Below are 25,164 nucleotides of genomic sequence, written 5' to 3'. Positions count from 1 at the left end.
CATTGAAAGGAGAGTAGATATGAAAGGGCTTTTTTTCGCCGTCGCAGGTTTGACCGCGGTTTTCCTGAGCAGCGCAATCGCTGCGGACAAACTGGATCCGAGTTGTGGAGGTTGTCACGCGCTGACAAAGCCGACGGACACGTCGCTGGACAGGCTGCTGACCCGCAAGGGTCCCGACCTCTGGTTTGCCGGCAGCAAGTTCAACAAGGAATGGCTGGTTTCCTGGTTGCAGGATCCCAAACCCATACGCCCTGCGGGTTATCCGTATTTCAAGAACATCAAGAAGGGCGCCAAGCACGATGAGATCGATCAGTCCAAGATCGCGGCGCACCCCAAGCTGAAGAAGGCGGATGCCGAAGCGACCGCGGAGGCGTTGATGGCTTTGAAAGCTCCCGCCGATCTCGTTCCGGCTGGCGCCTTCAAGGGTGACATGAAGGGTGCGCGCATGGGTGGGCTCGCGTTCATCAAGTTTCGTGGCTGTGTCGCCTGTCATCAAGGTGAAAACGGCGAAGGTGGTCTTTCCGGACCGCGATTGACTGATGCGGGAGCGCGGCTCCAGCCCGATTTCATCGCCGCCTATACCACCGACCCGCAGCGTTTCGATCCGCATATCTGGATGCCGACGTCGAATTTGAAGGATCTGGACGTCCAGCGATTGACCGCGTTCCTGGTGCAACTGGGTCAAGGAGGCAAGTGATGAAAACGCAAATGTTGGCGGCTATCGCCGGCCTGGTCCTGCTGCTCGCCTCATCGACGAGCCATGCCGATCAATCGATCGAGCAGATCTACGGGGTCTATTGCGTGCAGTGTCACGGTCTTCAGCGCAACGGCACGGGCATCAACGTGCCCGCCCTTTCCGTGAAGCCGCGGGATCACACCGAAGCCAAGGGTATGGGTGACACCCCCGATGACGAACTGTTCAAAGCTATCAAGGAAGGAGGACTCGCCGTCAACAAGTCGGTGTTGATGCCGACCTGGGGGCGCGTCCTGTCGGAAGACCAGATCAAGGGTCTGGTCAAATATCTCAGACAGGTCTGCAAATGCGGAAAATGAATCCAACAAGGAGCTCATATCAAATCATGAAGCGGAGAGCGATTGTGAAGGGGAGATCGATTTCAATGACGACCGCAGTTTTGAAGAAGAGCGCCATCATGGGGGGCGTCGCGTCGGCCCTGATTCTGGCGGGCGCCGCGATCACCGCGGCCCAGGCCAAGACGGTCAAGGTCGAACTGACGGCCAAAGAGGTCACCGTGCCGCTTGATAACGAAGGCCACACGGTCGCCGCCTGGACCTATAACGGCCAGGTTCCTGGTCCGGTGATCCGCGCGACCGAAGGCGACACGATTGAATTCACGTTGAAGAATGACGCCGCTAATAAGAAGTCGCATTCTATCGATATGCATTCTGCGCGCACCGATGTCCTGACGAATTTTGCCTCGATCAAACCCGGTGAAACCAAGACGTTCTCATACGTCCCGGAACATGCCGGCGTGTTCTTCTATCATTGCGGTTCCGATCCGATGATCCAGCACATTGCCCGCGGCATGATCGGAGCGGTCATCGTCGATCCGAAGGATCCCAATGCGATGCCCAAGGCGGATCGCGAATATGTTCTGATCGAGCATCAGATCTTCGAGAATCCTGAAGACGTCGACAGCATGATGGCGAACAAGTGGAAGCGCGATGCCTTCAACGCCGTTCCGTTCCAGTATGACCCCGTGCATGACGAGCACGCGACGCAGACTCTCGAGGCGAAGCCCGGTGAACGCGTGCGCATCTACCTTGTCAATGCCGGACCCAACGAGTTTTCCGGATTTCATCCGATCGCGGGCATCTGGGACAGGGTTTATCCGTCCGGAAATCCGAAAAACGTGATGGTAGGGATGCAGAATTACACCCTGGCGCCGGGTGATGCTGCAACGTTCGACCTCATTTCGCCGACGGAAGGCGCTAATGCATTGGTGAACCATTCAATGCGTGCCGCACTTACGGGCGCGATCGCGGTCATTATGTTCAGCAACAAGGCCGACCCCACGATGGGGCGTGGTGACAAGATTCTGGTCCGCTGAGATCAGCCTGACGTGGAGCGTCGTTGGCGCTCCACGTCAAATATCGAGAAGGTTGAAGTGATCAAAATCAGAGCTTGATCCAGAACCGCTGCCCGATCGGAGAGTTGACGGTATCTGGAATGAATGATCCCGTCGGCAAGGGTTCAGTCCAGCCAGGTTCGATGTGCGGCCTGCACAGGCCGCCTGACTGTTGAGGAAAGCGTCAAGCCGCGCGACCCTGCCGAGGGGACGCTGATGGTAGATATATCACGCATCGTATTCATGTATCGGTAATAATAAGTCGGCTCTGAACCGGAAGTGCGGCGCCCAGTGTGGAAAGTGCTGCCTTGTTTGCGCATTCGATTTAACCATCCAACAAGGTGCTGGAGCTATCCTTTTCCTGCGGAAGGTAGGGGCGTCCAGTTGTGTGACTGCACCCGGCCATTGCAGACCGCGAGAGCCTGAAAGTCCGGTAATTTCCCCTTTCAGAACGTGGTGAAGGTTGGGAAGTTCATGTCCGGTTCACCTGAGCCAAGCGAAATTTCTGTTGTCGCGAGAGAAGGGGACCCGCAGGACGGTTTGCAAAGCGATCGGAAAGACTTCTGCTTCGACGGTAATATATCTTCCAGGCTAAATTTCCTGAGTGAAGTCGTCAGGTTGCTTCCGGCCGGTGTGACGGTTCAGGACGAACAGGGAAATTTCGTTCTCGTGAACGCCGCTGCCGCGACGCAGTTCAATATGCCGGCAGACGACATCGTCGAAACGGCGTCGAGCGCGCCGTTCCGCTCAAGAGAATTGAACGATCGCAGCCATATCGCTCGCAGGGCGCTTCAATCGGCCAAGACCAGGGTGTCCGAAGAGCTCGTTCGGACCGACCACGGGACAAAAGCCTATCTTACCACGCATGAGCCCGTTCTGATTTCGAACAGAAAGTTCGTGCTTTCGAGTTCCGTCGACATAAGCCAGCAAAAGGCTACCGAAGAGGAACTGTTCCGTTGTGCATACTATGACGGGCTCACGGGTCTGCCGACCCGGCGGGTCATCGAGCAGCACGCCAACAGTCTTATCCGCGAGGAAGAGGACCCGGTCAGATTTGCCGTGGCCTTTCTCGACATCGATAATTTCAAGCACATCAACGACTATTACGGTCATGCATCCGGGGACGGCCTCCTTGTCGAGGTTGCCAGGCGCCTTGGCCTTGGCCTTCGCACCACCGATATGCTGTCCCGGATCAGCGGCGACGAGTTTCTGCTCCTGCTCAATCCGGTCCAGAGCGACGCCGAGGTTGCCGAATACATCGAGTTCGTGTTGCAGCGGCTCAAGGCGCCGTTCTTTATCGACGGATCGGAGCTGTTCGCATCCGCATCCATCGGCGTGAGCATCTATCCGGATCATGGCGACAGTTATGAGGTGTTGCGTCAAAACGCCGACACCGCGATGTATCGCATCAAGAATGAAACCAAAGGCGCGGCCGCCATTTTCGATGCCGGCATGCAGCGCGAGGCGCTGGCTCGGATGGAAATCGAACAGTCGCTGCGGCTTGCGATTCTTGACAGACGCTTCTGTTGCGCGTTTCAGCCGAAGGTCGACATCAAAACCAGGCAGATCAAGGGTATCGAGGCGCTGGTTCGGCTGCGCAATGACGAAGGCATCATCCAGGCGCCCGGAACGTTCATCGATCTTGCAGTCGAACTTGGTCTGATTGACGAGCTGACGCATCTAGTGCTGGCAGAGATCATGAGGTCGATCGATCTCATCGATGATGCGTTCGGAACCGGCGTCGGCATCAGCATCAACGTTGCCGCCAAGCAGGCGGGCAACGTGGCGTTCATGACGTCCTTTGCTCGGGCGCTTGAGAAGACCGGCTGTCCGACGCGTTTCATCGTTGAGGTCACGGAAGACGCATTCGTCGCGAAAACTCGTTTCCAGGCGGAGATCCTGCCCATCCTGCGGAAGCTTGGCGTCGGAATCTCGATCGACGACTTCGGGACCGGTTGCTCTTCCCTGTCGGCCCTCGCCGATATCACGGCCGATGAAATCAAGATCGACCGGTCATTCATTATCGACATCCACAAGCGTCCGCGCAGCCAGGGCATTCTGAAGGCGATCGAATCTCTCAGCGATGCTTTGGGAATGACGGTGATTGCGGAGGGCGTCGAAACCTTCGAAGAACTTGCTTATCTGCAAGCCGCGACGAGGATCAAATACGCACAGGGCTTTTATTTCTCCGAGCCCGTCTTTCTCGAAGAGCTCCAACCGGGCGGCCGGACGGTCAGCGACAATCGCGAGAGTCAGGTAAGCCGGCCGGTGCAGGAGAGCCGACCGGCGTATCCTCGCGCCAACCGCTACAGGCGCTGACCGCCGCACCATGTTGCCGTGGGACTGATAAGCCATGGGCGTTGCGCACCATGACATCTCACCCACGTGGTCCGCTCACACCGAATTGTGTTCGCAAATAACAATCGCCGGATAAGGTGACGAATATTGGCTAGAACGTTTCGCTTTGATGGAATCGGAAGCGGGCTCTATGTTTTTGTTGATGCGTTTTCTTCACGCGGACAGGTAGCCACTTCGCTCGAAAACGCTATAGTTCTTCCAGCCTGCCTTGCCGAGTTCGCCAATTGCCCAGCAACATCGAAGACTATGGAATTATCGGTGACGGCGAGACAGTCGCGCTCGTTGATCGCACGGGATCGCTCGACTGGCTCTGCTGGCCGAGTTTCGATTCGGACGCCTGCTTTGCGGCTCTTCTGGGCGACGAGCGCAACGGTCACTGGCGGATCGCGCCCGCGGGCGTGATCGAGCGTTCGACCCGCGGTTATCGCGGAGACGGCCTCATCCTGGAGACCCGTTTCGAAACCGCCGACGGCGCCGTGACCTTGATCGATTTCATGCCGCCTCGCGGCACGACCTCCGACATCGTCCGGCTTGTCCGGTGCGACCGTGGTCGATTGAAAATGCGCATGGATCTGGTGATCCGCTTTGGCTTCGGAAAAAACGTCCCCTGGGTTCGCCGCACCGAGGACAGGGCGCTGCTTGCGGTTTGCGGGCCGGACATGCTGGTGTTGCGCACGCCCGTCGAGACCCGCGGCCAGGATATGACGACGATCGCCGACTTCGAGGTGAGCGCCGGGCAGACGGTTCCGTTTGTCATGGCCTATGGTGCATCTCATTTCGAGATTCCTCCTCCGGTCGATGTGGCGGAAGCGCTGAAGGAGACAGAGGCGTTCTGGAAGGAGTGGTGTGGAAAGTTCGAATATGACGGGCCTTATCGCGATATCGCGATGCGGTCTCTGGTCGCGCTGAAGGCCATGATCTACGCGCCGTCCGGCGGCATCGTCGCCGCGCCGACCACCTCGCTTCCGGAAAAGCTCGGTGGCGCGCGCAATTGGGACTATCGCTTCTGCTGGCTGCGCGACGCAACCTTCACGCTGCTCGCGCTGATGAACAGCGGCTACTACGATGAGGCCTCGGACTGGCATGACTGGCTGCTGCGGTCTGTCGCGGGCTCGCCTGCCGACATGCAGATCATGTATGGCATTCTCGGCCAGCGTCGGCTGACGGAATGGGAGGCCGACTGGCTGCCCGGTTATGAGGGCGCGCGCCCGGTCAGGATCGGCAACGCTGCTCACGCGCAGTTGCAACTCGATGTCTACGGCGAACTGATGGACGTGTTTCATCAGTCGAGAGAGGCGAACCTCAAGCTGAGCGAGCCAACCTGGGCGCTGGAATGCGAACTGCTCGAGCATCTCGCCAAGATATGGAACGAGCCGGACTCCGGCATCTGGGAGCGAAGAGGTCCCGGCCAGCACTACGTCTCGTCGAAGGTGCTGGTCTGGGTGGCTTTCGATCGCGGCGTCAAGAGCGTGGAACATTATGGCTTCGACGCGCCGGTCGAGCGCTGGCGTGAAATGCGTGACGCCATTCATCGTGACGTCTGCGACAAGGGTTTCGATCGCGAGCAAAACACATTCGTCGAATCCTACGGCTCGAAATTGCTCGACGCCAGCACGCTTCTGATTCCGTCGGTCGGATTCCTGCCTGCGTCCGATCCGCGTGTGACAGGAATGCTGGCAGCGGTCGAGAAACATCTGATGCCGGATGGCTTCGTGCTTCGGCACGACCCGCGCGCAGTGTCGGACGAACAGCCGCCGATCGAGGGGGCCTTTCTGGCCTGCACGCTTTGGCTCGCCGATGCCTACGTGCTGCGGGGCGAGATTGAACGCGCCGAGGTGTTGCTGAAGCGGGTGACTGCCGTGGCGAACGATCTCGGGTTGCTTTCGGAGGAATATGATACGGTTGCCCGCCGCCTGACCGGAAATTTTCCGCAGGCGTTGACGCACATTGCGCTCGTCAACACCATCCATAACCTCAATACGGCGCGAAAACCCGCGATGCAGCGGGCGAAGACGTAGAACCATCAAAGGCTGGTTTGTTATTCGAGCGCAACGATCCGGTCGATTGCCTTTGCGAAGCCGTCGTTTTCATTGGTGTCGGTGACGCAGGTTGCCTTCGCCTTTACCTCGTCGTCGGCGTTGCCCATGGCAAAGGACATCCCGCTCTTGCCGAACATGGCCAGATCGTTTCGCATGTCTCCGATCGTCGCGACATTGCGCGGAGAAATGCCCAAGCGGTTGGCCATCGCTTCCACGAATGTCCCCTTGTCCTGCCCGAACGGCGTGATGTCGAGATAGTAGCTTTGCGAACGAAAGGCCGCCGCCTGACCGGCGAGCGCCGCTTGCATGTCGATTTCGCAACGCGCGAGTTTGTCGGGATCGGCGCTGACGCCGACGATCTTGCAGGCATTATTCGTGAATTCGTCAAGATCCGAAGCGACAACGGGATTCATCCGGATCGTGCGCTGTTCGTGCGGGACGTAGCGCCCGTCGTCGCGCGTGATCAGCCAGCGATCAGCCGTGAACAGCCAGATGTCGATACCCGACGCCTTCAGCGCATTGATCGCAATCCGGGCCGCGGACGCCGAAATGATGGTCCTTTGAAGGACTTCAAGTGTGGGATCGACGATCAGGCTGCCATTGAAGGCGCCGAGCGGTAGCTTGAGACTGAGTGGTTCGACCAGCATCCGCATCCCGAAAGCGGGGCGGCTGCTGGTGATCGTGAAGCCGATGTTGTTTTCGTCGAGAGCCTTCACTGCCTCGATCGAGGCGTCCGTCAGGCGCTTGTCAGCCGTCACCAGAGTGCCGTCGACGTCCGAGATCACCAGCGATATGCGGCTCATGAGATTTTCTGTTTCGACTTGAGCATGGTTACGATTCGATCGGCGATGTCGTCCACCGTCGCATCGATGTCGACGACGATAGGCCGCTCGTCGGCTGTAGGCTCCTCCAGCGCGTCGAGCTGGCTTTCGAGCAGCCCCGGCGGCATGAAATGAGCGAACCGGGCCTTGAGGCGGGCCGCGATCAGGTCTTTGTCGCCGCGCAGGTAGACAATGCGGGTGTCGCGGTGGCCTTGCACGAGAATATCACGATAGGCGCGCTTGAGCGCGGAGCATGCCATGATGATGCTCGCGCCGCTTGCGCGTTTGCGCTCGATCTCGGCGGCGACGGCGTGCAGCCATGACCACCGGTCGTTATCGGTCAGCGCGATGCCGGTGCGCATTTTCTCGATGTTGCTTGCGGGGTGAAACTGGTCCGCATCCGACACGATCCATCCCAGCCGTTTTCCCAACGCGTTCGCGATCGTGCTTTTACCGGATCCGGAGACGCCCATGACGATCAGCGCGCAGAAGGCGGAGTCCTGATCGGCGCTCATGCCGTTCGCCCGGCGGCGGCCGAATCGGTGAGCCACGTCGTGACGCCATTGGAACGGGCGCGGGCGCCGGGCAGGTCAGCCCCTGCCATGACTTTCGACAGGATGTCGCGCTTGGCTTCGCCGCTGACAAGGAACAGCATTTCGCGTGAGGACGCCAGCGCCGGAAGCGTCAGTGTAACGCGGGGAACGAGGGGCTCGACGTGCGCATGATCGACGCCGACGACCCAGCGTTCGGCTTCATCAAGCGCCTTGTCTCCCGGAAACAGCGAGGCGGTGTGACCGTCCGGGCCGAGCCCCATCAGCACGAGATCGAACAGCGGCTGCGCCGCATCCAGGTGAGATGCACCGTAAAAGGTCTGGAGTTCGCGCTCGTAAAGCCGGGCCGCCTTATCCGGATCTGGCGCATCGGTCGGAACGGGATGAATATTCTCGGGCGGAGCACAGCGGTCGAGGAAAATGCTTCTGGCCATCGCCATGTTGTTGCGCGGGTCGTCGGCGCTTACGAAACGCTCGTCGCCGATGAACCAGTGAACCCGATCCCAGGCGACGCGCGAACGCCAGGCTGGGCTGCCCAGCAGCGTGTAGAGCGCCTTCGGGCCGGAGCCGCCGGTGAGGCATATCGCCGGGCGTATCCGAGCTTCGGTTCGGGCGATCAGATGGTTTGCTGCTTCGGTTGCGACGGCTCGCGCGTCCGCCAGCACCTGGACCCTGCGATCGGTCTCAGCCGAAGTCATGTCAGCTTGCGCCAGTGGCGGCCGTCGCGCGCGAGCAACTCATCTGCTTCGACTGGGCCTTCGCTGCCGGCCTTGTAGCTGACCAGCCCCTCGGCGCCCGCTGTCTTCCAGGCATCGAGGAACGGTTGCACGGCCTGCCAGCCGGCCTCCACGCCGTCGGCGCGCTGAAACAGGATGTTGTCACCGATCATGCAGTCGTAGATCAGCGTCTCGTAGCCGGTGCTTGGCGCGGCGTTGAAGTAGTCCTTGTAGCGAAATTTCATCTCGACGCCGTCGATCGAGATCGTGGGGCCGGGGATCTTGGTGTTGAATTGCAGCGTGATGCCCTCGGCCGGCTCGATACCGATGACGAGGTAGTTTTGCGACAGCCGATCCACCGGTGTGGAACGGAACATCGCGAACGGGGCCTGCTTGAACTTGATCGCCACTTCGGTGCGCTTCAGGCCGAGCGCCTTGCCGGTCCGCAGGTAGAAGGGAACGCCGGCCCATCGCCAGTTATCGATCGTCAGCTTTAGCGCCACATAGGTTTCCGTGGTGCTGTCGGGTTTCACATCGGGCGTCTTGCGATAATCGCCGATTTCCACGTCCCCGGACTTGCCGGCGCGGTATTGTCCGCGCACCGAGTTGCGGAGCGCCTCTTCGGGGCTCTGGGTCTGGATCGCAGCGAGCACATCCGCCTTTTCCGAGCGCACCGCGTGAGCTTCGAAACGACGCGGTGGCTCCATCGTCACCAGCGAGAGCAACTGAAACAGATGGTTCGGCACCATGTCGCGCAAAGCGCCGGTCACATCGTAGAAACTGCCGCGATGGCCGACGGCGAGTTTTTCGTCCACGGTGATCTGGATATGGTCGATGTGGTTGCGATTCCAGATCGGCTCGAACATGCCGTTGGCGAAGCGAAGGACGAGAATGTTCTGGACGGTTTCCTTGCCGAGATAATGATCGATCCGGTAGATCTGATGCTCGTCGGCGATCTTGAGCAACTTGCTATTGAGGGATTTGGCCGATGCGAGATCGGTGCCGAACGGTTTCTCCACCACCAGCCTGCGCCAGGCGCCGTGCTGTTCGCGCAGCAGGCCGACGCGGCCGAGTTGCTCTGTGATCGGTGCAAAGGCGGCCGGCGGGACGGCAAGATAGAACAGGCGATTGCCGCACGTTCCCTTTTCCGTCTCGAGTTTTTCGAAAGCCTTCCTCAAGGTGTCGAACGAGGCAGGATCTGACGGATCGGCCTCGAGACAGGTCAGGCACCGAAGCACCTTCTTCGCAACGTCCGGGTTGACGGGTCGCGTCGCGTGCTTGTTCAATCCGTTCATCAGGCTTTGCCGGAGATCGTCCTCCGACATCTGCTTGCGGACGATGCCGACGATGCAGAACTGCTCCGGTAGCAGGTCGGATTCGGCAAGATTGTAGAGTGCGGGAATGACGAGGCGATGGGTGAGGTCGCCGGTGACTCCGAAAATGACGAAGCAGCAGGGCTCAGGTTTGCGCGGCTTGTTGCTTGCGACCGTCATCAGGACCCGGTTCTCCCCTTCGCGGACGGCTCGGCTTCGCCGGGCTCCTTGTGACCGCCGAACCCTTCACGCATCGCTGACAGAATTTTTTCGGCAAAGGTGTGTTGTTGACGCGAGCGGAATCGCGCGAACAACGCCGCCGTCAGGACTTCGGCCGGGACGGCTTCGTCGATCGCGGCATTGACGGTCCAGCGACCCTCGCCGGAATCCGCGACGAATCCCGAATAGGCTTCAAGCGTCTCGCTGCGAGCCAGCGCAGACGCCGTGAGATCGAGCAGCCAGGACGGAATGACGCTGCCGCGGCGCCAGACCTCGGCGATGTCGGCGAGATCGAGCTTGAAGCGATGATCCACGGGCAACGCCTCGCTGTCCGCATTCTTGAGAATGTCGAAGCCTTCGGCATAGGCCTGCATCAGGCCGTATTCGATCCCGTTATGTACCATCTTGACGAAATGGCCGGCGCCGACGGGTCCGGCGTGAAGATATCCCTGTTCGACGCGCGGATCGCGGCCCTCCCGGCTCGGCGTTCTCGGAATGTCGCCGCAGCCTGGCGCCATCGCGGCAAAAATCGGATCGAGCCGGTCGACGACGGCCTTATCGCCACCGATCATCATGCAGTAGCCGCGCTCAAAGCCCCAGACGCCGCCGCTGGTGCCGACATCGACGTAATGGATGCCTTTCTCGCGCAGCGTTCTCGCCCGCCGAATATCGTCCTGCCAGAAGGTATTGCCGCCATCGATGACGACGTCATCGCGGTCGAGCAACCCGGCGAGAGTGTCGATGGTTGTCTCAGTGATCGCGCCGGCGGGCAGCATGATCCAGATGGCGCGGGGCCTTACTAGCCGGTGAACAAAGTCTTCAAGATCTTTCGCGCCCGTTGCTCCTTCGTCGGCGACTGTGGCGACGGTCTTATCATTCTTGTCGTAAACGACGGCCTGATGACCTCCCTTTTTCATCAGCCGGCGGACGATGTTTGCCCCCATTCGGCCCAGGCCGATCATGCCTATCTGCATTGGTCCGGTCCTCCGTCCGCGCGCCGGCAAGCGGTGCGGACATTCCACGCGCTATCTGAAGGGTTATGATGCTTGCGTTTCAGGGTGTAGTGCAACACCGCCTCGGGAGATTCTCAGAAAGATTGGACAGGGGCGGGACGTTCGAACGAAGTGACGATCGGGCCGGACCAAAGTATCGTGCATACGCGCCGGCGGATCATTTGGTTCCCGGCGCGTTATCGCATTTGCGTGAGCATGCTGCGCCTAGCGCCTGCATGAGCGTCCGCGGATGTCGATCAACTCAGCGCCCCCGTGACGGCCTCGCCGAGTCGCGACAGGCCGGATCGGAGATCGCCCTTGAGGTGCACGCGGAGCGCGCGACGTCCGCGACCGGTGAGCACGTCGAAATCGCCGCGCGCCTGCGCAGCCTTGATGGTGCCGAAGCTCATTTTCCGGCCAGGAATTTTCAGATCCCTTCCGTCCTCTGCGGTGATCTGAAGAAAGACCCCGCTGTCGGGACCGCCCTTGTAGGCCTGTCCGGTCGAATGGAGGAAGCGCGGGCCGAATTCGGCGCAGGTGGCGACTTTTTTCCGGTCGCGGATAGCGAGGCGCATCCGCTGCAGATCGCCGATGTGTTCGTCGTCACGCGCAAGATAGGCCAGCAGCGCGACGTAATCGCCGGGCTCCGCGCGCGCGAAGTGCGCCTTCAGCCAGGAGGACAGATCGCTGTTTGCGCCTTTTTCGCGCAAGGCGCGCGCATTTTCAGCGTCTGTGTAAAGATCGAATCCCGCGGCGGAAACCGCCGGCTCCTCGTGCGGCAGCCTGCCGGTTTTCTCGAATGCCGTCGTCAGTTCGCGAGTCCTGACCTTGGCGGATTCAACATCGGGCTGATCGAATGGATTGATACCGAGAATGGCGCCGGCAACGGCAGTTGCCATCTCGAACCTGAAAAACTCCTGGCCGAGTTGATCGATCGAATCCATCACGATCCGGACCACCGGATGTCCGGCCGCCTCGAGCGCCTGCAATTTTTCCTCGTGAGCGACATCCTCTTCGTCCGCGGTGCGGATATCGATGAAGAAGCGGTCGTCGCCGTAAAGACTTGCATCGCCGAGCGGCTCGCCATCGATCGGGATCAGGCCCTTGCCCTCCTTGCCGGTCGATTCGGCGATCAGTTGCTCGGCCCACGCGCCGAAATCCGCGATTTTCGGGGACGACAGGATCGTGACTTTGTCGCGGCCTTCGCGCCCGGCGAGACCCATGGCAAGGCCAAGCTGAGCGCCGGGATTATCGTGCGGAGGCACTTCGGCACCGCAGGACCGCACCATGGCGAGGGCGTTCCTGAGCAATTCTGTCACGTCGATTCCCGCCGTCGCGGCAGGGACCAGCCCGAAGGGCGACAGCACCGAATACCGACCGCCGATCGCAGGATCGCCATGGAACGTGCGCGCGTAGCCGAGCCTTGCTGCTTCCCTGTCGAGCGACGAGCCGGGATCGGTGACCGCGATGAAGCGATGGCCTGCCTTGTCTGCGCCGATCGCCTTCGCCACCCGCGCGTGAAAATAGTCTTTCAGCGCATTGGGCTCGGTGGTGCCGCCGGACTTGCTGGATACGATAAAGACGGTTCGTGCGACGTCGATTGAGGCTTCCAGCGCGCGGATCTGGGCGGGATCAGTGGAATCCAGCACGTGCAGCTTTGGAAAACCCTCCGCTCTCGCAAAGGTCGTCGCCAGCACCTCCGGGCCGAGACTCGATCCGCCCATGCCGAGGACGACCGCATCGGTGAATTTCTGCTTCTTCACCCGCTGTGCGTAGTCTTCATAGTCGGCCGCTCGATCGAATTCGGCGGCCGGGCTCGCAAGCCAGCCCAGCCATTCGCTTTCGTCCGTACCGGTCCACACCGATTTGTCATGTTGCCAAAGTTTGCGGAGCGTGCCGGCAGCCCGCCAGTCTTCCGCCTGTTGTTCGACGGATTTCGCCATGGCCGAACCAAGGGACAGCGTCTGCTGGCCGATGGTGGAGCCGAGGATTTTCGCGCGCTTGCGGGCGACCGCGCCGAGCAGCTTGTCGGCGGCATCGTCGAACAACTGAACGCCTTCCGTCACCAGATGCCGGGTGATCGCATCGAGCGAGATTCCCGCGCCTGCCAGCGCTGCGAGGGCCTGCCGCGCCTCGTCGAGATTTTCCTCAAGGCTGTCGCGCGATCTGCCGTGATCGCGGAAGGCTTCGAGAGTTGCCAGCGGGACGGTGTTGACCGTGTCCCTGCCGATCAATTCCTCCACATAAAGAACATCGCTGTAGTCCTTGTTCTTTGTGCCGGTCGAAGCCCATAGCAGCCGCTGCGGTCGAGCGCCCCTGGCTTCCAGCGCCTGCCAGGAATCGCCCGCAAACAGGCGCTTGTAGTCCTGATAGGCGAGCTTGGCGTTGGCAATGGCGATCTTGCCCTTGAGCGATGCGAGACGCTGCTTTTCTGCGGGATCGTTGGCCTGGACGATTTTCTCGTCAAGTTGCTTGTCGACGGCGGTATCGATGCGACTGACGAAGAAACTGGCGACGCTGGCGACGTGCGAAGGGTCGCCGCCATTTCGCACATATTCCTCAAGCCCGGACAAAAAGGCTTCGGCGACCTCGACGTAAACCTTCTGCGAAAACAGCAGCGTGATATTGATGCTGATGCCCTCGGAAATCAGGTGGCGGATGGCCGGCAGGCCCTCCGGCGTCGCCGGCACCTTGATCATCAGGTTCTTGCGGTTGACGGATTTCCAGAGCCTCTCGGCCTCGGCGATCGTCGCCTTGGTGTCGTTGGCGAGATAGGGCGAGACCTCGAGGCTGACGAAGCCGTCGGCGCCGTCGAGTCGGTCGTACACCGGCCGCAGCACGTCGGCGGCGTGCTGGATGTCCTGAACCGCGAGTTGCTCATAGATGCCGGCGACCGATCGATCGCCTTTGTCGAGAATCCGAGCTATCGCGTTGTCATACTCGCCGGAACTGCCGATGGCCTTCTCGAAGATCGAGGGATTGGAAGTGACCCCGCGCACCCCGTCGTTGTCGACGAGGTGTTTCAAATCGCCCTTGGCGATGAAGCCGCGCGCAAGGAAGTCGAGCCAGATCGCCTGGCCGTGATTCTGGAGTTCTATGACAGGGTTCATGATGTTCTTCTGTGTTCTGACGCGCGCACCGTGAGAAACGTTTTCCGGACCGTCGGCGAGGCTCGGCAACTTGGCCGGGAAAAAATGGCCTCATCAAGGGGAGCTTGCCACTCTAATAACGTTTTTCGTGGGATATTGATCCCGCCCGGAAATTGCTGGACCGGCTCGGCGAGTCATGGCAAATCCGAATTCATGACAAATCCAAATTCATGGCAAAATCCGAGTCATTGCAAATAGATTCATGGCAAATAGATATCGTTGAACCCGGAAAGCTCCGGCTGCTTTGGTTTCCGTTGACTTCGTGAGGAGTTCACAAGGCGGGCGCAGCCTCGGCGACGAGATCGCGGGATCGACGGGACTTGTCGTCCCATTCCGCTCTCCGATAAAGAAAACGTGTGAGAACAGCCGTTGACAGGTTTCCCCCAACGCCTTTGAGGTTCGTTCATGCCCCGATATTTTTTCAACACCCGTATCGGCAGCGACTTGATTCTCGATCCGGAGGGTGAGGAACTGCGCGATCCCGACCATGCCTGGCGTGCCGCGCGCACGACGATCAAGGAAATTCTCAAAACTGACGGTGAACAGCGCACCATTCTCAACGCCGTGCTGGAAGTCACCGACGCCTCTGGCGAGATCGTGCTCGAATTTCCGTTTACCGAAGCCATCCTGGATTCGGTCGACCGGTCCTCGACGCGGCATTGATTTCAAAAATGGCCGGTCCCGTCGTCGCCGTCTGGTCGAAAGGTCATCATGTCCGGTGTGTTTGATTTTTCCGCGAATACGCTGGCTGGCGAGCCCTGCGCGTTGAATCGGTTCGAGGGCCAGGTCCTTCTGATCGTGAATACCGCCAGCGCCTGCGGATTTACCCCGCAATACAAGGACCTCGAGGAAGTCTATCGAGCCATGAAGCCACGCGGCTTTTCGGTGCTCGGCTTTCCCTGCAATCAGTTCGGCAAGCAGGAGCCGGGATCACCTGCGGATATCCAGCAATTCTGCTCCACCAAATATGATGTGACGTTTCCGATGTTCGAGAAGATCGAGGTCAATGGCGATCATGCGCACCCCCTTTATAAGTACCTGAAGCGCCAGAAGTCCGGCCTGCTCGGTGCATCGATCAAGTGGAATTTCACCAAATTTCTGGTAGATCGAAGCGGCAACGTCGTCGCCCGGCACGCACCGACGACAAAGCCAAAAGCGCTGATCAACGAAATTGAGGCCCTGCTTTGACTGACCAGACCGCGAACGACCAACTGCCTGATCGCTTGTCGACCGACCCGCGCAGTCCCTATTACGACGCAGCGATTCTTTCGCGCGATATCGGCATCCGATTCAAGGGCATCGAGAAGACCAACGTCGAGGAGTATTGCGTCAGCGAGGGCTGGATACGTGTCGCTGCCGGCAATGCCAGGGATCGCCATGGCAATCCGCTGACCATCAAGCTCACCGGCGCGGTCGAGCCTTATTTCCGGACCGAAGGTTAGGCTTGGCAGGGGCAGCCGGCGTTGGCGCTTACTTTATGCAAGAGCATCGCCAGCGGAAGGCTCAGTAAAATTCTACTTCCGGGAATTGTGTAAAAACAAACGGAGAGAGCGTTGAATGCGATCTGTTCTCGCCGGAAACTGTAGACCCTGATGTTTTTTGGATTGCATCGATCAAAAATGATGACTGTGATCGATTATAACATTTCGCCCCGCTCTGGCTGACTTCGCCTGACAGCGGGCAAAACTGCGAGCAATTGCCGTCTCCCTCCGGCCATTTCCGAAAGCCGAAACCATGCCCTTCACGATCCCGTCGTGGCTCCTGCCGATCCTGATGCTGTTCTGTTCGAACGTTTTCATGACCTTCGCCTGGTACGGACATCTGAAATTCAAGGAGAGTCCGCTTCCCCTGGTCATCATGATCAGTTGGGGCATAGCTTTCTTCGAATACTGCCTCGCAGTGCCGGCCAATCGCTGGGGCAGCGCGGTCTATTCGGCGGCCCAACTGAAGACCATTCAGGAAGTGATTACCCTGATTGTGTTCGCCGGCTTCTCGGTGATGTATCTGAAGCAGCCGCTGGGCTGGAATCATGCTCTCGGCTTTGCGTTCGTGGCGCTCGGCGCGTTCTTCATTTTCCACAAGTGGTCGTGAAGTCCGATTCCCCTCAGCTCGAGGGGAAGAGGGGCGGGGAATCGCTCCGCATCTGGGCGATTCCGTCTGATGGAAACCACACTAGATCAACTGAATCCGCTGCAGTTCGGTGACCTCTGCCCGCTCGGCCGCCCCACCGTCGGCAAAGCCGCGCACCCGCTGCTCGCAGCGCCAGGCATCGTCTTCGCGCGTGATCGAAAACAGATTGTAGGCGGCGGCCGGATACTGCAGGTAGGCCGTTGCGGACGCCGACGGCACGCCGATGGCCGGCACGCGGCCGTTGGGCCCTTCAAACCACATGGTGGAATGAATGTGATCGTGTCCGTGCAGGATCAGATCGACGCGGTGTCGCTTGATGAGCGCGAGCAGCGCGTCCGCATCGGTCAGCCGCTTGTACGACGCTTTTGAAGAGAGTGGATGATGGATCAGCAGAACGCGAAAGTTCGGATCGTCCGCGATCTGTGAAAAACCCTGCTCCAGCATATCGAGCTGGTTGGGCCCCAGCCGGCCGGTGGCCATGAACGGGGCGGTCGGCACCGCCGATGACACGCCGATCAGCGTCAGCGGCCCCCTGCGGCGCAGGAACGGAAACGAAAGCGGCGCGCCTGCGCGGGCACTGTCGCCGTGCATATATTCGGCCCATTGGGAGGTCTGTTTGCTCGTCACGCGAACATAGGCGTCGTGATTGCCCGGAACGAGGGTGACGTCGGCGGGCGTGCCGACGCTCTCGAGCCATGCGCGCGCCTGAGTGAATTCGTCCGGCAGCGCGAGATTGATGAGGTCGCCGGTAATCGCGATATGGTCCGGCGATCGCATCTTGATATCCGCGACCAGTGCGTCGGCGATGTCGCGCCGATGAATCTTGTAGCGGTAGCGTTTCCAGTTCACATAGCCGAGCATGCGCTTGCCAGCGAGTTCATGCAGTCGGGGCCGAGGCAGCGGCGCCAGATGCGGATCGGAGAGGTGTGCGAGCGTGAATGCGGTCATTATGGTGATGCCATCATCGGAAGCGCAGACGTTATGGATTTTTTATCGCATGATCTTTCCGGAAAACCGGTTTCCACTTCTCCGGATCATGCGCCAGTGTCCCGATTCCGAAGTTCGTATACCCTTGCAGCAACCTCTGATACGAACTTCGGAATCAAAGGGACACTAGCAACTTTATGATTCTAGTGTGGTTTAGGTTCAGAAGTTCGCTTGACGGACTTGATTGAGCACTGAAGCGAACTTCTGAACCACACACTATGCGCTGCCGATCAGGATTCCGGCGAGAAACACCAGCGCGCCGCCGACCGCGATCTGGAACGTCGCCTGCAGCCACGGCGTATCCATGAAGCGGTGGCGCACCCAGGAGATGACGCCGAGTTCGACGACCACGACGGCGACCGCCAGCACGGTGGCCACGTAGAAATCCGGGATCAGATAGGGCAGGGTATGGCCGAGGCCCCCGACCGCCGTCATCAGCCCGCATACGCCGCCGCGAATCCACGGCGAGCCGCGGCCGCTTAGCGTGCCGTCGTCCGACAGCGCTTCGGCGAAGCCCATGGAGATGCCGGCCCCGACGGAAGCCGCAAGACCCACCAGAAAGGTCTCGAACGGTTTGTGGGTCGCGAAGGCGGCTGCGAACAGCGGCGCCAGCGTCGAGACCGAGCCGTCCATGAGCCCGACAAGGCCCGGCTGCACATATTGCAAGATGAACGCGCGGCGCTCGCTGTCGGATTCGCCGGCTTTGACCTTATCTGTCAGGTGTTTCGCGGTGAGCTGCTCGGCCAGCGAATCGTGCCTGTCCTCCTCTTCGGCGAGGCCGATCAGCAATTCGCGGATCGATGCATCGCGTGTGGTTTCCGCAGCCTTGCGATAGAACCGAGCCGCCTCCTTCTCCATGCCCAGGACGTATTTGCGGACATCCTCGAGGCCGAGCGGCCGCGTCAGCCACAGCGGTTTGCGCTTGATGAAGCCCTTGACGTCATGGCGGCGGATCAGCGGCAGGTAGTCACCGAATTTTTCGCGGTAGAGGTCGAACAGTCTGCCGCGATGGCGAACCTCTTCCTCCGCCATGCCGGAGAGAACCGCGGCGGAGGCCGGAAACGGCTCGGCCAGCCCTTCGGCAAATCCGTGATAGATGCGGCTGTCCTCTTCCTCGTTGGAGATGGCGAGCGCCAAAATCTCGCGTTCCGTCAAATCCGCAAACTGCTTCACTGCTGCCTCGTGCCCCGGAATGTTCCAAGGTTTTGGCAAGAGGACCGCTTTGATGCAAGGATCATGGGATACGAATTGCGGCGAATCGCAGCCGCGGAGGTGCGCGCGTCATGACTGTCGGAGGGGTGCGTCGCGGTTTAGAGCCGGTGCTGCGGCGATTATTTCACCTGTATTGGCGGTTTGCCCGCGGCATGACGCTGGGTGTGCGCGGCGTGGTGCTCGACGGCGACGACAGGGTGTTTCTGGTCCGGCACAGCTATGTGGCGGGTTGGCATCTGCCTGGCGGCGGCGTCGAAGTCGGCGAGGCGCTCCTCACGGCGCTGCGGCGTGAATTGATGGAGGAGGGACGAATCGAGATATCCAGTGAACCCGAGTTGCACGGCATTTTCCTCAACAGCCATGTTTCGCGGCGCGACCATGTCGCGGTCTATATCGTCAGGGACTTCCGGCAGGATCGCAAACCGGAGCCCAACCATGAGATCGTCGAGTGCGGCTTTTTCGCCGCCAATGCCCTGCCGGCGGAGACCACGGCGGGCACGCGGTTGCGGATCGCGGAAGTGCTCGCTCATGTGCCGCCGCCGCCAACCTGGCGGCGCTGATCCCGGTCGGTCACCTTGACGGCGGCAGGCGATGGACCGCGCCCGTGGCAGGTGCTATCCCGCCCCTTCCATGTCTGATCTGTCCCTGACCATCCTGACCGAGACCGCCAACGACGCACAGGCCATCGAGCGTCTGCACGAACGCACGTTCGGTCCGGGCCGCTTCGTGCTCAGCGCGTACCGGCTGCGCGAGCATGTCGATCATTTGCTTGAGTTGTCCTTTACCGCCCGCATCGGTACGTTGATGGTGGGCTCGGTCAGGCTGTTGCCGGTCTGCATCGGCGACACGCCGGCGCTGCTGCTCGGCCCGTTGACAGTCGAGCCGCCGTTCCGCGGCCGCGGGATCGGCCGCGCGCTGCTCGATCGCGCGCTCGGCGAGGCGAAAACAAAAGGACATCGTCTCGTGGTTCTGGTCGGCGACGAGCCCTATTACGGCCGCGCCGGCTTCAAGGTGATTCCGAAAGGGCAGGTCGATATGCCGGGCCCGGTCGATCGGGCGCGACTGTTGGTGTGCGAACTCGTCCCCGGTGCGTTCGAGGGCGTGTCCGGCATGGTCCGGCCGGACTGGACGTTCGCGCGGGAGACGCCGGCGGCAAGTTGAGGTGATACCCTTTGCCGCGTCTGCTGTTTGTTGCTGTCGTCATGCCCCTGCGTGTCACGGGCATCCACGTCTTTAGCCAACTTCAGTCGAAACGAAAAAGACGTGGATGGCCGGAATAAATCCGGCCATGACAGGACAGGACAACTCAATACTTCACGTTCGCGAACAGCCGCACGTTCAGCCCGGGCAGCAATACCTCGTCCTTGTTGTAGGCGACGGCATTGCGGATCTGCTCGTTCAGCAGATTGTCGCCGACGAGACCGACGGTCACCTTCTGCGCTCCCCACCAATCGTTCTTTGAGAGAGTGGTCGTATAGCTGACCTCGGCGCGGAGCCGATTGTAGCCGGGGGTCGGCGTCTCCACGCCGCTGACGTCATTTTGCGCGAAGGCGTGGAGCAGGTTGATGCGAGCCAGCCAGTTGGCGTCGTGATAATAGACGCCTCCGCCGAGACGCTGCGGCGGAATTCGCGGCACGTTGGAGCCGTCCGTGAAGGTCGCGCGAACAATGTCGTACTGCCCCTCGATGCCGAACAGGCCGGCCCACGCCGGCAGGACATCGTATTGAAACTGGAATTCGCCGCCGCGGAAAACGGCGTCGGTCTGGGAATAGACGGCCTGGTTCAGTTCCAGACCCGGCCCGGCCGCGCAAGTCGTCTCCTCGCAGGTGTTGCCGGTCAGGCGCCGGTAGATGAAGCCGTTGAACCGCGTGTAGTAGCCGGTCAGTTCAAAGCGCAGCGGTCCGGCCGCGCGGCGCAATCCCGCCTCGATCGACTTCGCGGTCTCGATGCCGAGGTTCGGATTGCCGATGTCGAAGGTTTCCGTCGCATCATGCGCGCCGCGCGAGAACAGTTCGGCCGGCTTCGGCGCGCGCTGGACGTATTGCCCGGTCAGGCTGGCCACGAGATTCCAGGGCAGATCCTGGATCAGGCCGACGCTGGCGCTCGCCGGCGTGAAGTTCAGCGCGCGGGGCATTGCGGCGCCGATCGCGCCGGGATCGGTGGTGAGATCGAACAGTTCGGGAATGACGCTGGGAGTCGAGCCGCTGAGGTTCACGTGTTCGATCCGGCCGGCGACCTGGGCCTTGGTTGTCTCGCTGAACTTGAACTCGTTGAAAACGTAGCCAGCAAGCTTTGCGTTGCTGTTTGGATCCCACAGGCCGTTGAGCGGGCCTAATGGATCGTCCGGGCTCGGCGCGGTCAGTTCCTGATGTGACGCCTGCACGCCGATCGCGGTCGTCAGGGCGGCGAAGCGCAGGTCGAACGGAGCGAGTTGCACTTCCATCCGGCCTTCCTGCTCCTTGTTGGTGAAGGTCTGGCGTACGCCGTCGCTGGCCGGATCGGCCGCATCGGCAAGCCCAAGTTCGTTGTGCCTGTAGTCGGTCGCGCCGACCCAGAAGCGGATGGCATCGACCGCCGCTGCATCGGGCCGGTATTCGCCTTTTGCGGTGAACTTGGTCTGATGCGCATCGATCCGGGTGCCGACCTCTTCGCCCTCGTGGCCCGGAATATGGTACAGGCTGTTGTTCTGCGTGATCGCGGCTCCGATGAACCCGCCGTCGAATAGGTAAGAGCCGCCGACCGAGCCTCCGTTCGAGTCGGTCGAGGAGTTCTTCTGCACGCCGCCGGGGATCGCATAGTCATCGGTCCGCCGCGCGAAGGCATCGGCGTGAATCGCGACGTTGTTGCCGCCCGCATCGAGCAGAACCCCGCCTTCGCGACCCTGGTCCACGCTCGAGACCGCCCCTCGCGTCTCGACGCTCACGCAGCCGGAGGAGGGCGGCAATTGCGGCGCCTTGACGTCGTAGCCATAGGTTTGCGTCGTCAGCGGCGGCGCGCACGGCGTGGTTTCGGGAATGCGGTTGTTGCTGGCGCTGACGACGCCGCCGATCGCCGTCGAGCCGTAGCGCAGCGTGGCGGGGCCGCGGATCACCTCGACCTGATTGGTCGAAAGCGGATCGATCGGCACGAAATGGTCCTCGCCGAGATCGGACGCGCCGTTGCTTCCGATGCCGTTTTCCACGATGCCGACGCGATTGACGTCGAGCCCGCGAATGATGGGCCGACTCGATGCCCCGGGCGCGAACGAGGAGCCGGTGATGCCGGGTTTGTTGTTGAGCAGATCGCCCAGCGTTGCGGCCCCGCTGCGCCGGATCTCGTCATTGGGGACCACGGTCACGGTGGCGAACTGATCGGTCACGATAGGCAACGTGCCCGGCAGATCAGCGGGAGGCGAGGCCGGCGGAGCAGCCGCAGCTTCCTCGGTTTGTCGCGCGGTGGATGGAGGTGTTGTCCTGCCGCGACGGACCGTGTGCGTGGGCTTCGTTCGGGAAGGGCGCGCGCGGTGCACGATGGGACTGGGGGCGTTGACCACGATGCCGGGCAGAGTGGTCTGGGCCGAGGCTTGATCGGGGATCGTCATGGCAAGAGCTGGAAGCGTCGCTGCGCCGAGGCGCGCGATCGCCAGCAAGCGATGGGAAGAAACTGACATTTGATTGGTCCTGACGTGGCCGATATCGACCCGTAGCGGGCCGGCGGCCGTCGAAATCGATGGCGAAACTCATCGGCAACGGCTGCGCCAACGCGCGGGCGTCGCCGAGCGGTCGACGTCAGGAGGCGGGAGGCGCGCGCGGCTGTGAAACAACGTGCCGCGGCTTGATGTGGTTGAACTCGGCGTCGGTGGTCAGATAGAGAAAATGATAGGTCTCCGGCAGCAGCAAAACCGGAGGCTCGGTGAACAGCACCGTGCCGGCGAGCGCCATGACGGCGCAAATCGCGCAGGTGTCGCTGTCCTGATGGTGACCTGACGCCGGGCCGGCCGGACTCTCGGCCGATGCTGATGCCCTGGCGGGATTCGCGACGGCGGCTTTGGTCGCAAGAGGCGTGGATGCGCCGCTCGGCTGCATAGCGACCGCCGGTGACGCGAGCGCCGGTGACGCGAGCGCGGCAGTGCCGTGATGATGTCCGAACGACAGCACCAACTGGATCGCAAGCGCGAGCAGCGCGAGCCGCGATCCATGTTTGATGTTCGACCGGAACCACTTCATGCAGTTACAAGCCCCCGCCGCGGAGTTCGTCCTCGGTGCGCCCAAGATGTTATAATATAACATCGCCTCATCGGGGCGCGGATGTCAACCGGAGTTTGCGGTGCCGGGGCCGGGCGACATCATTGACCGGGAAGTGTGGGATCGCGGTCACGGTCGTGGGGCATTTCGGGCGAGCGGACCGGTTTCGTGGGTCGCGTCACATCAAGCCGGTTGCGCCGGGGATCAGCGCCCCTCGCGCAGCCAGGTCGCGGCGAAGGCGCCGAGCAGCATCAACAGGCCGATCAGTCCGGCGAACACTGGCAGCACGCCGACGCCGCGCACCACGCTGGCGTCGCGCATCCGCACGCCCATCCAGCCGTCGCCGCGAAACACGCTTGAGGCATGTACCGGAACGATGCGCGGAATGTCGACGCCCGAACCCTCCGCAATCCGCCGGACATCGCCGCCGCTGGCCTGCGCCAGCGGCTTGAGTTCGTCGACGGTCGAGGTCACCTCGGAGAATTCCTTCGGATTGACCGGGCCGACATTGACCAGCGCGTTCAGCGTCCCGTCGGTCGCCTGCCACAATCCGAGTTCGTCCGCCGTCAATGTTGCCTTCCACAGGCCAGGCTCGCCGGCGCTCAGCGTCAGTTCGCGTTTCTTGCCGGACGGCGACGTCACGATGACCGGCGTGACGCTGTCGGCCATGGTCTGGCGCTGAACGACGAGGTCCTTGCCATGGACTTCGAGCCGCAGCGCCTCCTCGTCGAGTTCGGGCTGCTTCATCAGCCAGTGCGCAGTCCGCCGCAGCAGGTCAAGATATGGACCGCCGCCCTCATAACCGCGCGCCCATAGCCAGATGTGATCCGACAACAGCAGCGCGACGCGTCCTTCGTCATAGCGCGACAGCAACAATAGCGGCTTGCCGTCCGCGCCGGTCATCACCGGCGGCACCGAAACGTTGCGGGTATCGACCTCGCGGAAAAACCGGCTCCAGTGCGGCGGATCGTTCGCGGATCCTTCGAGGGCGCGGGTGACCGGATGGCGCTTTCCGGCATCGCTCAGCCGTGCGTGGAACGGCTTTTCGGTGACGCCGACGGGCTCGGCGGGCAGCACCGTATCGAGCGGGGTCCGCCAGATGCTGGTGTTCGAGGCGTAATCGGGACCGGCCGAGACCAGCACAGCGCCGCCCGCGCGCACGTAACGCGCGATGTTGTCGAAATAGGCGGTCGGCAGCACGCCCTGGCGCGCATAGCGGTCGAAGATGATCAACTGGAATTCATTGATCTTCTGCTGGAACAGTTCGCGCGTCGGAAATGCGATCAGCGACAGCTCGTTGATAGGCGTGCCGTCCTGCTTTTCGGGTGGACGCAGGATCGTGAAGTGGACCAGATCGACGCTGGGGTCCGATTTGAGCAGGTTGCGCCAGGTGCGCTCGCCGGAATGCGGCTCGCCCGACACCAGCAGCACGCGCAGCTTGTCGCGGACGCCGTCGATCGGCACCACGGCGCGGTTATTGATCGGCGTGAGTTCGTTCTCAAGCGGCGAGGCCTCGATCTCGACGATGTTCTGTCCGGCGTGTTTGATGGCGACATCGACATTGACGGTCTGCCCGCTCAGAACGGTGCGCTCGCTGATGACCTCGCCGTCGCGGCGCACGACCACTTTCGCGCGCTCGCCGCTGACGCCCTGATCGTCGAGCTGGTAGGTGATGGTCTGGCTCTGGCCGACGATGCCGAAACGCGGCGCCGCCACGATCGCGACACGGCGATCGCGTTCATCCTTGTGTCCGGTGATCAGGGCGTGGACCGGCGCCTTGAATCCCAGCGCGGCGACGTTGTCCGGAATATCGTGAACGCGTCCGTCGGTGATCAGGAACGCGCTGGCGACGCGGTCGGTCGGCACGTCCGATAGCGTGGAGGACAACGCCGAGAACAGCTTGGTGCCGTCGGTCTCGCCGTCCGCCTGGCCCGCATCGACGACCCGGACCTCGAGTCCCTTGATCTGCTTGAGGCGGTGGACCAGCGCCTCGCGCGCCTTCGCAGTCTGGTCGGTGCGGTCGCCGAAATCCTGGCTCGGGCTCTTGTCGACGATGACGGCAGCCACTGAAGACAGCGGTTCGCGCTCCTCGCGGGTGAAGGACGGATTGGCGAGCGCGAGCAGGATCAGCGCCAGCGCCGCCACGCGTACCGCCGCGCCCCGCGCGCGCGCGATCACGAGAAGCACCGCGATCACGATGATCGCGGCGAGCGCGGCCCACAGCACGATCACGGGAACCAGCGGGGTGAAGGCGACGCCGTAGGTCATGCGGATGGTGTTCCACGCACTGCGTCATGCTCGGCCTTGTGCCGGATATCCACGTCTTTCTCGACGAGTGCCAAGGCGTGGATGGCCGGGACATCTGCG

At 61.4% G+C, this 25,164-nt stretch carries 22 protein-coding genes; 11 read left to right on the top strand and 11 right to left on the bottom strand.

The window, feature by feature from the left end:
* Positions 1-19 precede the first annotated feature (19 nt).
* The 5 genes from ACS3WB_RS11700 to ACS3WB_RS11680 all read left to right on the top strand — a co-directional run bounded on the left by ACS3WB_RS11700 (position 20) and on the right by ACS3WB_RS11680 (position 6,463).
* The gene (locus ACS3WB_RS11700) at positions 20-697 is read left to right on the top strand and encodes a c-type cytochrome (protein WP_438275732.1); all 678 of its coding nucleotides are present in this window, start codon (positions 20-22) and stop codon (positions 695-697) included.
* Complete coding sequence (locus tag ACS3WB_RS11695; RefSeq protein ID WP_438275731.1) at positions 697-1,053, top strand: c-type cytochrome; 357 nt, start codon at positions 697-699, stop codon at positions 1,051-1,053. The genes ACS3WB_RS11700 and ACS3WB_RS11695 overlap by 1 nt, the downstream gene beginning before the upstream one ends.
* A 65-nt stretch (positions 1,054-1,118) precedes the next feature.
* A complete protein-coding gene (locus tag ACS3WB_RS11690; protein ID WP_438275730.1) occupies positions 1,119-2,069 on the top strand; it encodes a multicopper oxidase domain-containing protein in 951 nt (316 codons plus the stop codon).
* 492 nt (positions 2,070-2,561) lie between these two features.
* The gene (locus tag ACS3WB_RS11685; RefSeq protein ID WP_438275729.1) at positions 2,562-4,406 is read left to right on the top strand and encodes a putative bifunctional diguanylate cyclase/phosphodiesterase; all 1,845 of its coding nucleotides are present in this window, start codon (positions 2,562-2,564) and stop codon (positions 4,404-4,406) included.
* Positions 4,407-4,669: 263 nt separating this feature from the next.
* Entirely contained in the window at positions 4,670-6,463 is a 1,794-nt protein-coding gene (locus ACS3WB_RS11680; RefSeq protein WP_438275728.1) for a glycoside hydrolase family 15 protein, read from the top strand.
* 20 nt (positions 6,464-6,483) lie between these two features.
* On the opposite strand, the gene ACS3WB_RS11675 is transcribed toward ACS3WB_RS11680, so the two are convergent.
* From ACS3WB_RS11675 to ACS3WB_RS11650, 6 genes are all read right to left on the bottom strand, one after another.
* Entirely contained in the window at positions 6,484-7,287 is an 804-nt protein-coding gene (locus tag ACS3WB_RS11675) for an HAD family hydrolase (RefSeq protein ID WP_438275727.1), read from the bottom strand.
* The gene (locus ACS3WB_RS11670) at positions 7,284-7,820 is read right to left on the bottom strand and encodes a gluconokinase (protein WP_438275726.1); all 537 of its coding nucleotides are present in this window, start codon (positions 7,818-7,820) and stop codon (positions 7,284-7,286) included. The genes ACS3WB_RS11675 and ACS3WB_RS11670 overlap by 4 nt, the downstream gene beginning before the upstream one ends.
* A complete protein-coding gene (gene pgl / locus ACS3WB_RS11665; RefSeq protein ID WP_438275725.1) occupies positions 7,817-8,554 on the bottom strand; it encodes a 6-phosphogluconolactonase in 738 nt (245 codons plus the stop codon). Before pgl ends, ACS3WB_RS11670 begins: the two co-directional genes overlap by 4 nt.
* Positions 8,551-10,065, bottom strand: coding sequence for a glucose-6-phosphate dehydrogenase (gene zwf, locus ACS3WB_RS11660; RefSeq protein WP_438275724.1), 1,515 nt, complete (start codon positions 10,063-10,065; stop codon positions 8,551-8,553). The genes pgl and zwf overlap by 4 nt, the downstream gene beginning before the upstream one ends.
* The gene (gnd, locus tag ACS3WB_RS11655) at positions 10,065-11,078 is read right to left on the bottom strand and encodes a phosphogluconate dehydrogenase (NAD(+)-dependent, decarboxylating) (protein ID WP_438275723.1); all 1,014 of its coding nucleotides are present in this window, start codon (positions 11,076-11,078) and stop codon (positions 10,065-10,067) included. The genes zwf and gnd overlap by 1 nt, the downstream gene beginning before the upstream one ends.
* Positions 11,079-11,353: 275 nt before the next feature.
* A complete protein-coding gene (locus ACS3WB_RS11650; protein ID WP_438275722.1) occupies positions 11,354-14,206 on the bottom strand; it encodes a bifunctional transaldolase/phosoglucose isomerase in 2,853 nt (950 codons plus the stop codon).
* A gap of 444 nt (positions 14,207-14,650) precedes the next feature.
* Here ACS3WB_RS11650 and ACS3WB_RS11645 point away from each other — a divergent pair, with 444 nt between their 5' ends.
* The 4 genes from ACS3WB_RS11645 (at position 14,651) to ACS3WB_RS11630 (ending at position 16,336) form a co-directional block, all read left to right on the top strand.
* On the top strand, positions 14,651-14,908 hold the full coding sequence (locus ACS3WB_RS11645; RefSeq protein ID WP_438275721.1) for a DUF6894 family protein: 258 nt from the start codon (positions 14,651-14,653) through the stop codon (positions 14,906-14,908).
* A 48-nt stretch (positions 14,909-14,956) separates the two neighbouring features.
* Complete coding sequence (locus ACS3WB_RS11640; protein WP_438275720.1) at positions 14,957-15,433, top strand: glutathione peroxidase; 477 nt, start codon at positions 14,957-14,959, stop codon at positions 15,431-15,433.
* The gene (locus tag ACS3WB_RS11635) at positions 15,430-15,687 is read left to right on the top strand and encodes a DUF3297 family protein (RefSeq protein WP_438275719.1); all 258 of its coding nucleotides are present in this window, start codon (positions 15,430-15,432) and stop codon (positions 15,685-15,687) included. The genes ACS3WB_RS11640 and ACS3WB_RS11635 overlap by 4 nt, the downstream gene beginning before the upstream one ends.
* Before the next feature lie 292 nt (positions 15,688-15,979).
* Positions 15,980-16,336, top strand: a complete 357-nt coding sequence (locus tag ACS3WB_RS11630) for a DMT family protein (protein ID WP_438275718.1) — start codon at positions 15,980-15,982, stop codon at positions 16,334-16,336.
* A gap of 81 nt (positions 16,337-16,417) precedes the next feature.
* On the opposite strand, the gene ACS3WB_RS11625 is transcribed toward ACS3WB_RS11630, so the two are convergent.
* The gene (locus ACS3WB_RS11625; protein ID WP_438275717.1) at positions 16,418-17,323 is read right to left on the bottom strand and encodes a metallophosphoesterase family protein; all 906 of its coding nucleotides are present in this window, start codon (positions 17,321-17,323) and stop codon (positions 16,418-16,420) included.
* Positions 17,324-17,578: 255 nt separating this feature from the next.
* Positions 17,579-18,535, bottom strand: coding sequence for an iron exporter MbfA (mbfA, locus tag ACS3WB_RS11620; protein ID WP_438275716.1), 957 nt, complete (start codon positions 18,533-18,535; stop codon positions 17,579-17,581).
* A gap of 110 nt (positions 18,536-18,645) precedes the next feature.
* Here mbfA and ACS3WB_RS11615 point away from each other — a divergent pair, with 110 nt between their 5' ends.
* Both ACS3WB_RS11615 and ACS3WB_RS11610 read left to right on the top strand, forming a co-directional pair.
* Complete coding sequence (locus tag ACS3WB_RS11615; protein ID WP_438275715.1) at positions 18,646-19,134, top strand: NUDIX domain-containing protein; 489 nt, start codon at positions 18,646-18,648, stop codon at positions 19,132-19,134.
* Between the two features lie 70 nt (positions 19,135-19,204).
* Complete coding sequence (locus tag ACS3WB_RS11610; protein ID WP_438275714.1) at positions 19,205-19,735, top strand: GNAT family N-acetyltransferase; 531 nt, start codon at positions 19,205-19,207, stop codon at positions 19,733-19,735.
* A 145-nt stretch (positions 19,736-19,880) separates the two neighbouring features.
* Here the strand turns inward: ACS3WB_RS11610 and ACS3WB_RS11605 are convergent, their stop codons facing one another.
* The 3 genes from ACS3WB_RS11605 to ACS3WB_RS11595 form a co-directional block, all read right to left on the bottom strand.
* Positions 19,881-22,223: a TonB-dependent receptor gene (locus ACS3WB_RS11605; protein WP_438275713.1), complete on the bottom strand. Its 2,343-nt coding sequence runs from the start codon at positions 22,221-22,223 to the stop codon at positions 19,881-19,883.
* A 118-nt stretch (positions 22,224-22,341) separates the two neighbouring features.
* On the bottom strand, positions 22,342-22,779 hold the full coding sequence (locus tag ACS3WB_RS11600; protein ID WP_438275712.1) for a DUF2946 family protein: 438 nt from the start codon (positions 22,777-22,779) through the stop codon (positions 22,342-22,344).
* A 222-nt stretch (positions 22,780-23,001) separates the two neighbouring features.
* Positions 23,002-25,065: a hypothetical protein gene (locus ACS3WB_RS11595; RefSeq protein WP_438275711.1), complete on the bottom strand. Its 2,064-nt coding sequence runs from the start codon at positions 25,063-25,065 to the stop codon at positions 23,002-23,004.
* Positions 25,066-25,164 lie beyond the last annotated feature (99 nt).

It is taken from the genome of Nitrobacter sp., from assembly GCF_051535215.1.
In the GTDB taxonomy this organism is placed as follows: Bacteria; Pseudomonadota; Alphaproteobacteria; order Rhizobiales; family Xanthobacteraceae; genus Nitrobacter.
Note: the sequence above shows the minus strand (reverse complement) of the source record. Positions and strands in the feature narration are given on the sequence as shown.